6 protein-coding genes are annotated in these 8881 nt (G+C 74.2%); 3 read left to right on the top strand and 3 right to left on the bottom strand.

Annotated features, from left to right (window positions below):
- Nucleotides 1-22 precede the first annotated feature (22 nt).
- Nucleotides 23-2371: a malto-oligosyltrehalose synthase gene (gene treY / locus ACWDRW_RS37725; RefSeq protein ID WP_451732267.1), complete on the top strand. Its 2349-nt coding sequence runs from the start codon at nucleotides 23-25 to the stop codon at nucleotides 2369-2371.
- A gap of 371 nt (nucleotides 2372-2742) precedes the next feature.
- Nucleotides 2743-3993 carry a M14 family zinc carboxypeptidase gene (locus tag ACWDRW_RS37730; protein WP_451732270.1) on the top strand — a complete coding sequence of 417 codons (1251 nt, stop codon included), beginning with the start codon at nucleotides 2743-2745 and terminating at the stop codon, nucleotides 3991-3993.
- Nucleotides 3994-4036: 43 nt separating this feature from the next.
- On the opposite strand, the gene ACWDRW_RS37735 is transcribed toward ACWDRW_RS37730, so the two are convergent.
- From ACWDRW_RS37735 to ACWDRW_RS37745, 3 genes are all read right to left on the bottom strand, one after another.
- On the bottom strand, nucleotides 4037-4468 hold the full coding sequence (locus ACWDRW_RS37735; protein ID WP_451732272.1) for an SSI family serine proteinase inhibitor: 432 nt from the start codon (nucleotides 4466-4468) through the stop codon (nucleotides 4037-4039).
- A complete protein-coding gene (locus ACWDRW_RS37740) occupies nucleotides 4465-5817 on the bottom strand; it encodes a M14 family zinc carboxypeptidase (RefSeq protein ID WP_451732281.1) in 1353 nt (450 codons plus the stop codon). The genes ACWDRW_RS37735 and ACWDRW_RS37740 overlap by 4 nt, the downstream gene beginning before the upstream one ends.
- A 260-nt stretch (nucleotides 5818-6077) precedes the next feature.
- Nucleotides 6078-6629 (bottom strand): FHA domain-containing protein, encoded by a 552-nt coding sequence (locus tag ACWDRW_RS37745; protein WP_451732275.1) that lies wholly within the window; start codon nucleotides 6627-6629, stop codon nucleotides 6078-6080.
- Nucleotides 6630-6801: 172 nt separating this feature from the next.
- Between ACWDRW_RS37745 and treZ the strand changes: the two genes are divergently transcribed.
- Nucleotides 6802-8547: a malto-oligosyltrehalose trehalohydrolase gene (gene treZ / locus ACWDRW_RS37750; RefSeq protein WP_451732278.1), complete on the top strand. Its 1746-nt coding sequence runs from the start codon at nucleotides 6802-6804 to the stop codon at nucleotides 8545-8547.
- Nucleotides 8548-8881 lie beyond the last annotated feature (334 nt).

Raw genomic sequence — 8881 nt, forward strand, 5'->3', positions numbered from 1 at the left:
CAGGGCGGGTACGTACGTTTCCATGACACCTGAGCGACCTGACCCGGTGGCGCCCACGGCCACGTACCGGCTGCAGCTGCAGCCCGAGTTCCCGTTCGCTGCCGCGGCCGAGGCGGTGCCCCATGTGGCCTCGCTCGGCGTCTCGCATCTGCATCTGTCCCCCGTCCTGGAGGCGGTGCCGGGCTCGACGCACGGCTACGACGTCGTCGACCACGCGCGCGTGCGCGAGGAACTGGGCGGCGAGGAGGGACTGCGCGCGCTGGCGCGCACCGCGCGGGAGCACGGGCTCGGCCTGGTGGTGGACATCGTCCCCAACCACATGGCCATGGCGCCGCGCCACAACCGCGCCCTGTGGGAGGTCCTGCGCGAGGGCCCCAAGTCGCCGTACGCGCGCTGGTTCGACATCGACTGGGAGGCGTTGGGCGGGCAGGTGCTGTTGCCGGTGCTCGGCGGCCCGCTCGGCCAGGAGCTCGACCGGCTGCGGGTCGACGGCGACGTCCTGCGCTACTACGACCAGGAGTTCCCGCTGCGCGACGGCACCGGGGAACTGCCGCTGCCGCAGTTGCTGGACGCCCAGTGGTACCGGCTGGGCTGGTGGCGGCTGGCCCGTACGGAGTTGAACTACCGCCGGTTCTTCAGCATCTCGGAGCTCATCGGGGTGCGGGTGGAGGACCCGGAGGTGTTCGAGGCCACGCACGACAAGATTCTGGCGCTGCTCCACGAGGGCGTGATCGACGGGCTGCGCGTCGACCACCCCGACGGGCTCGCCGACCCCGACGCGTATCTGCGGCGGCTGCACGAGGCGACCGGGGGCCGCTGGACGGTCGTGGAGAAGATCCTCTCGGACGGCGAGCACCTGCCCGCCGCCTGGCCGGTCGCGGGCACCACCGGCTACGACGCCCTGCGGCACATCGACGGCCTCTTCACGGACCCGGCCGGGTACGGGGAACTCCTTGGCCAGTACCGGCGGTTCGCGGCTCCGCAGACGGACCGGGGCGGCCAGTGGGAGGCGACGGTACGGCGGGCCGCGTACAAGGTCGTCACCTATGAACTGGCCGCGGAGACCGACCGGCTGACCCGGGTGGCCGACCGGGTGTGCGCCACCTCGCCGGAGCCCGCGCTGCGCGACCGCGCGCCCTGGGCGCTGCGCACCGCCCTCCAGGAGCTCCTGGTCCGGCTGGAGGTGTACCGGCCGTACGCCTCCGGGGACCCGGCCGCCGTCGTCACCGAGGAGGCGGCGACCGAGGCGCGGCTCGCCTTCGTGGTCCCGGAGGAGGCCGACGTGGTCGACGTCGCGCGCGACCTGGTGCTGGGGCGGGCCGGGGACGGGCCCGACCAGGTCGAGTTCCGTACCCGGTTCGCGCAGACGGCGGGGGCGCTGCGGGCCAAGTCCGTGGAGGACACGGCGTTCTACCGCTATGTGCCCCTGCTGTCGGCGACCGAGGTGGGTGGGAACCCCGGGGCTCCCGCCGTGTCCCCGGAGGACTTCCACGCCTACTGCGCGCGCTTGCAGCGCGACTGGCCGGCGACGGGGACGGTGGTGTCGACGCACGACACCAAGCGCAGCGCCGACGTGAGGGCCGCGCTCGCGGTGCTCACCGAGTGCCCCGAGTGGTGGGCCGACATGCTGGCCGAGGTGACCCGCACCGGCGAGGGCGTGCCGGACGCGCAACTGGCGTGGGCCGCCTGGCAGACCGTCTTCGGACTCGGTGCCGACGCGGAGCCCGAGCGCGTGCAGGGGGCGCTGCTGAAGCATGTGCGGGAGGCAGGGCTGTTCACGAGCTGGACGGAGCAGGAACCGCCGTACGAGGAGGCGGTGGCGGCCTTCGTCGCGGCGGGGCCCTGCGGTCCGCCCGGGGCGCATGTGGCCGCTCTGCGCGACCGGCTGCGGCCGCACATCCGGGCCAACGTCCTCGGCACCGCCCTGGTCCACCTGACGATGCCGGGTGTGCCGGACGTGTACCAGGGCACGGAGAGCGAGTACCGGGCACTGGTGGACCCGGACAACCGGCGCCCGGTGAGCTTCCCGCCCGCGTCGCCCGGCGAGAAGGACGAGGTCACCGCGGCGGCCCTGCGCCTGCGGGCGCGCCGCCCCGCCGCGTTCGGCGAGGCGGCGACCTACGTCCCGCTCCCCGCGGAGGGCCCGGCGGCGGCGCACTGTGTGGCGTTCGCGCGCTCGGAGCAGGTGGTCACCGCCGTGACCAGGCTGTCGCTGCGGCTGGCGGAGGCGGGCGGCTGGGGGGACACCCGGCTCGCGCTGCCACCGGGCCGCTGGGCCGACGTACTGGCACCGGACCGGGAGTTCACGGGGCACGCACGCGTGGAGGAACTGTTCGGACGGCTTCCGGTGGTGTTGCTGGAGCGGGCCTGAGGGGGCGGAGGACAGACGGCGCGGAGAACGAGCAGGGCGGGGCGCACGCACGTCGCACCGCGCTGAGCGCGCGCTCTGTCGTCGTGCGCTGCGGCACCCTCCCCACCACCGGCACACACCAGCGCCCGCCCCCGGCGCTCGCCCCACCCTGCCGGCGCACGGGGACGACCGGGGCCGCTCCCCTCCGCGGCCGACGGCCGCGGCCGGTTCTCGTCCCTCGGGTCTCCCACCGCTCCCACCCGCACCAACCGTCCTGTCCGCGGCCGGCGAATGCCCCTGGGCGCCCCCTGGAGCCTCCCCCTGGCTGTCCTTGACAGTGCTGTGCGGCCGTGGGGTACTGCGGATTGCGAAGCCGGGCGGATGTGACGGGGGTGAGTCTCCTGCCGGAGCTGCGCTACCCCACGGTGACCGAAGTCGTCTCGAGTGCCCGGGCGTTGGCTGCCCAGCGACCGGGCCTGTGCACCCTGCGGCAGGTGGGTGCGTCGCGGGCGGGCCGCCCCCTCCATCTGCTGTCCGTGGGCCGGGCCCGGACCGCCGTGCTGGTGGTGGCCGGCGCCCACGCCAACGAACCGACCGGCGGCCGCACCCTGCTCACGCTCGCCGAACGTGTCGTGCACGAGCGGGCGTTACGGGCCGACACCTCCTGGCACTTCCTGCTGTGCGCCGACCCCGACGGGGCGAGCCTGCACGTCACCCCGGCACCACGCAGCCTGTTCGACTACCACCTCGGCTTCTTCCGGCCCGCGGGACCCGAGCAGCCGGAGTGGGCCCCCGCCGTCCTCCCGCCCGACCGGCTGCCGCCCGAGACGCTCGCCCTCACCGGCGTGATCGACGAGGTGCGCCCCTACCTCCAGGTCACCTTGCACGGGACCGATCTGGGGGGCAGCTGGGTGCAGTTGACGAAGGACGTGCCGGGGCTCGCCGAGCCGTTCGCGAAGTCGGCGGCGGAGCTGAACATCCCGGTGGAGACGGGCGCCTCGGACGCCGCGGGCTGGCCCGCCTCGGGGCCCGGGGTGCATGTGATGCCGGCGCCGGGGGCCCGGGCCGCGTACCCGAGCATGCCGGACGACGCCCGGCACAGCACCTGGCACCACGTGCACCGGTACGACGGACTGACCGCGGTAGTGGAGGTGCCGATGTGGGCCAGCGACCTGGTGGACGACCCGGCGCCGCATCCGGCGCCGGCCGCGGCGATGCGGCGGCTCGCGGACCGGCTGGTGCGGGACGCGCTGCAGGTGGAGCGGGTGCTCACGCGGGCGCTGCCCCGGCTGGACGGTGTCGAGGGGCCGCTGCTGCGGGCCGCGCGGTGGGCGCTGGAGCTGGTCCCGGGGCTCGCCGCGGACTGGATCCACACGGCGCCGGCCGACACCACGCGCGCGTACATCGGCAGTGTGGACGCCTTCGCGCGCCGGCTGCCGCTGCGGGCGGCGGCCATGCTGCTGCGGGTGCTGCAGGAGACCGACGACCGCGCGGCACCGGCTCTGGAGCGGCTCGTGGCGTCCTGGAGCTGCTCGTTCGAGCGGCGGTTCCGGGCTCGCTGGGTTCCCTTGGAGCACCAGGTCGAGCACCAGTCCCGCACGGTCGTCGCGGCGGCGCGGCACGCGCGTGACCGGGCGGCGTGAGCACCCGCCCGCCACGCGCGTGCGCGGCGCCGCCGCGCCGCCGTCACTCGTCCAGCGCGAACACCGCCCCGGTCAGCGCACCCATCTCGCAGGCGTTGCCGAACTGCCGCTGGTACTCGACCTGGCGGCCGTTCCACTGGCCGCTCGCCCGGACGGAGACGGGGGCGTAGATCATCGGGCAGACGGTGTCCCGCGCCGCCATGCGGTCGATCTCGCCGTCGACCGCCGCCAGTTGCGCGCAGGCCTCGGCGGCCCGTGCGTGGCCCTGCGGCGGGTTGCACATCAGCAGGGTGCCGCGGGTGTCGCTGGACTGGGCGCTGCCCTTGGTGAGCGTGAGGTAGAGCCAGTTGCCCGGGAGGCTCTCCCGCTCGACGGCCTGTGCGGGAACCGTCGCGAGGACGAGAAGGGAGGCCGCCGCCAGCAGGACGCCCCGGACACCGGCCCGTCCCGCCTTCACTGTGGTGGAGTGTGTCATTCCCGATGCATCGGCACGGCGGCCTCGGAACCCCACCCCGGCTCACCCGAACGGGACTCCCCGCGCGCGTGACGAGCCGCCAGGTCGAACGCGGCGAGCACCACCCGGGACTGGTATTCGACCTGCCGCGTGACCGGTATCCACCGCGCCCCGCAGCCGTCGCGGTAGTCGGCGCACCAGGCCTCGATGAGCCGGTCCAGCTCCGGCAGGGCACCGGCCGGGTCGTGCCCGGCGCCGGTGACGAGCCGGTGCAGCAGCCCCGCCGTGCGCAGTGCGAGGCGCCGTCCGGCGATGCGCAGGGTGGCGAGGTGGGCGGTGCTCAGGGGTGGCAGCGGCTGGGCGTCGACGGTGGCGATGTCGGGGTCCCAGGTGTCGGCCAGCCCGGGGCAGACCAGTAAATAGTCGTCCACCGGGGCGAGCAGCCGCGCGGTGTCGGGGGTGGCGGGCAGGTGATGGCGGATCCGCCCGAGGAGCCGTGCCAGCAGCCGGGAGTCGTGGCGCAGGGTGCGGCTGACCGTGCGCAGGACCGTGGCCGCGTCGGCGGGTGTGGTGTCGTCCTCCACCGCGGCCACGCCCCACATGGGTGCCTCCACCACAGCGGTCACCGTGCCGTACCGGTGCGGGTGGAACCACGTCGACTCGACGGCGGCCTCGGTGATCGCGGCGGCCAGATCGCCCCGGCGCGGCGGCGGGATCCGGTAGACGGCGGGGCCGAGGGGCGGCCAGTAGAGGGTGTCGTACGGGCCGAGTTCGCGGGGGATGCCCAGGCGGGCCGCGGTCTGCGCGAGGCGGCGCGGGAAGCCGGGCAGGTCGTGGGTGAGCTCGACGAAGCCGCCGCCGACGTCGACACCGTGCAGGGAGCACTGCAGGAAGGGCCGCAGTTCGTCCTGGAGGGCGAGCAGGGCGCGGGTCTCGGGCAGTGCGGCGCTCTCCGCTCCGTCGGGCAGCCATTCGGGCTGTTCCAGGAAGCCGGGCCGGAAGAAGTTACGGAAGTAGCTGCCGAGGGTGTACGGGCCCTGCAGCCAGCCCTCGTTGCGGCGCAGTCCGTCGGGGTCGAGGCAGAGCAGGAGGTTCCAGGTGGCGTCGGCGTGCTCGTGGCGGCGGGGGTCGGCGAGGGCATGCTCGGCGAGCCGTAGGGCGGTGGCGCCGCCCACGGGTTCGTTGGCGTGCGGTCCCGCGACGACGAGGGCGTGCCGACTGCCGTGGCCGACGGAGAGCAGCCACAGGGGGGTGCCCGCGCGGGAGGTGCCGACGCGGCGCAGACGTGCCTGCGCGGGGTGGCGGGTGACGAGCGCGGCCGCCCGGGCGCCGAGTTCGTCGACGGTCGGGTAGCGGAGGAGCGGGAGCAGGGCGCACCTCCGCGAGCCGGTGCCGTCGATTCACCTGGTGTACATGAAGTACGCACAGTCAGTCACGAGTTCAGCGGCACGTCAACACCCCTGCATGTACAGGGATTTCCACCACCGCACCCCGTAAAGCCAAGGCCAGAGCTAAGGTTTGGCTCACTCAGCGGCGAGCGCAGAGACCACGGCGAGCGCACTGTTCACCCGAGCGCTCAGTTCACGGCTGGCGCTCAGTTCACGGCTGGCGCTCAGTTCACGGCTTGCGCTCAGTTCACGGCGAGCCGGAAGGCCATCTGGCCGAACCCGACCTGGTCGCCCTCGCGGACGACGGCCGCCCCGATGACGCGTCGGCCGTTCACCGTCGTGCCGTTGGTCGAGCCGAGGTCCCGCAGCACCCACATGCCGCCCTGGCGGGTCAGCTCGGCGTGCACGCGGGAGACCGTCTCGTGGGTCAGCCGCAGTCCGTTCGCCGGGTCGCGCCCTATGCGCAGCGGGTGGCCGCCGCCGGGGTGCGGCAGCAGCAGTTTGGGCAGCCGTTCGGCCTGCCAGGCCCTGCGCAGCCGTACGCCGAAACCGGAGACCGCCTCGACGGTGCCGAAGACCAGACGCGAGAGCCGGCTCTCCTGGGGCAGGTCGGCGGTGAGGGCGAGCAGCTCGTCGGAGCGGCGGGCGACGAGGGCGAGTTCCATGCGCCGGATGAACGTGTCGTGCGACAGACGGCCCATGGCGACGCCGTCCCTGAGCACCTGCAGCGCCTTGTCGCGCTCCGCGTCGGAGAGCCGCGCGGGGTACGTGTTGAACTCGAAAGACGACGTCACGCTCGTGATTGTCGGTCAGCCGCGCCGGGGTGTCCAGAAAACGGGAAAACGTCCGCCACGCGCGCGTACCGACGACACCCGCCGTAAAAGGGAAGATTCAAAAGCGGATTGATCTCGTTTGACGCACCATGGACGGGCTACATCACGGTGAGCAGACGAAGGGGAACCGTCCGTGCAGTTCGAGGTGTGGGCACCGCAGGCAGACCGTGTGACGCTTCATTGCGGGGACACCACCCGCGCGTTGGAGCGTGATCCGGAGCGAGAGGGCTGGTGGCGGGGGGAGGCGGAGGCCGAGGACGGTACCCGGTACGGCTACGCGCTGGACGACGGTCCAGTGCTGCCGGACCCGCGTTCGCGCCGTCAGCCGGACGGGCCGGACGGGCGGAGCGCGGTCGTGGACCACGGCCGGTATGCCTGGCGGACCGAGTGGGCCGGACGCCCGCTGCCGGGCGCGGTCCTCTACGAGCTGCACGTGGGCACGTACACCGGGGAGGGCACCCTGGACGCGGCCGCCGAGCGGCTCGGGCATCTCGTCGAACTGGGCGTCACGCACGTCGAGTTGATGCCCCTGTGCCCCTTCCCCGGCCGCCACGGCTGGGGGTACGAGGGGGTCTCGCTGTGGGCGGTGCACGAGCCGTACGGCGGACCCGAGTCGCTGAAACGGTTTGTCGACCGGGCGCACGAACTCGGCCTCGGCGTCGTCCTCGACGTGGTGCACAACCACCTCGGCCCGTCGGGGAACTACCTGCCGCTCTTCGGTCCGTACTTCACCGAGACCCACCACACGCCCTGGGGCGCCGCCGTCAACCTGGACGCGCCCGGCTCCGACGAGGTGCGCGACTACTTCCTCGGCAGCGCGCTGGCGTGGCTGCGCGACTACCGGCTCGACGGACTCCGGCTGGACGCGGTGCACGCGCTGCGGGACACGCGCGCGTGCCATTTCCTGGAGGAACTGTCGACGGCGGTCGACTCCCTCGCGGGCGAGCTGGGCCGGCCGCTGTTCCTGATCGCCGAGTCGGACCTGAACGACCCGCGGATCATCACCCCGCGCGAGGAGGGCGGTCTCGGGCTCCAGGCGCAGTGGAACGACGACTTCCACCACGCCCTGCACACCGCGCTGACCGGCGAGTCCCAGGGCTACTACGCCGACTTCGCGCGCTCCCCCCTCGCCGCTGTCGCCAAGACCCTCACCGGCGGCTTCTTCCACGACGGCGCGTACTCCAGCTTCCGCGGGCGGCACCACGGGCGCCCTCTGGACCGCTCGCGGGTGGCGGGGCACCGGCTGCTGGGGTACAGCCAGACCCACGACCAGATCGGCAACCGCGCCCAGGGCGACCGGCTCGCCGCGAACCTCTCCCCCGGCCTCGTGGCCTGCGCGGCGACGCTGACGCTGACCGCGCCGTTCACGCCGATGCTCTTCATGGGCGAGGAGTGGGCGGCGGGCACGCCCTGGCAGTTCTTCACCGACCACACCGACCCCGAACTCGCCGAGGCGGTACGGCGGGGCAGGCGCCGGGAGTTCGCCGCGCACGGGTGGGCCGAGGAGGACGTGCCCGACCCGCAGGACCCCGCGACCCGCGACCGCTCCTGCCTGGACTGGTCCGAGCCCGACCGCGAGCCGCACGCGCGCGTGCTGGCCTGGTACCGGCGGCTCATCGCCCTGCGGCACGAGCAGCCCGACCTCACCGACCCCGACCTCGCCGACACCAAGGTGGCGTGCGACGAGGAACAGCGCTGGCTCGCCTTCCGGCGGGGGGACGTGCGGGTGGCCGTCAACCTCGCCAAGGAGCCGGCGCGGATCCCGCTGGGCCCTCGGCAGACGCGCGTACTGGCCGCATGGGAGCCCGTGGAGGCACCGGGCGAGGACGGGGTGCTGCACCTGCCCGGAGAGTCCTGCGTGGTGCTGCTCCAGGGGTGAGCCGGGGCCGAGGGCGCGGGCAGGGGCGGGAAGTGAGCCGCGTCGGGACTGAGCCGGGGCCGGAAGCGCGAGCCTGGGTCGGGTGTGAGCCTCGGGCGGACGCGAGCCCGGGGCGGGACTGAGCCTGGGCCGGAAGCGCGGCCGGGGTCGAGTGTGAGCCTCGGGCGGGCGCGAGCCCGGGGCGGGACTGAGCCTGGGCCGGAAGCGCGGCCGGGGTCGGAAGCGCGGGCCAGGGTCGGGTGTGAGCCTCGGGCGGGCGCGAGCCCGGGGCGGGACTGAGCCTGGGCCGGAAGCGCGGCCGGGGTCGGAAGCGCGGGCCAGGGTCGGGTGTGAG

It is taken from the genome of Streptomyces sp. NPDC003635 (assembly GCF_053587635.1).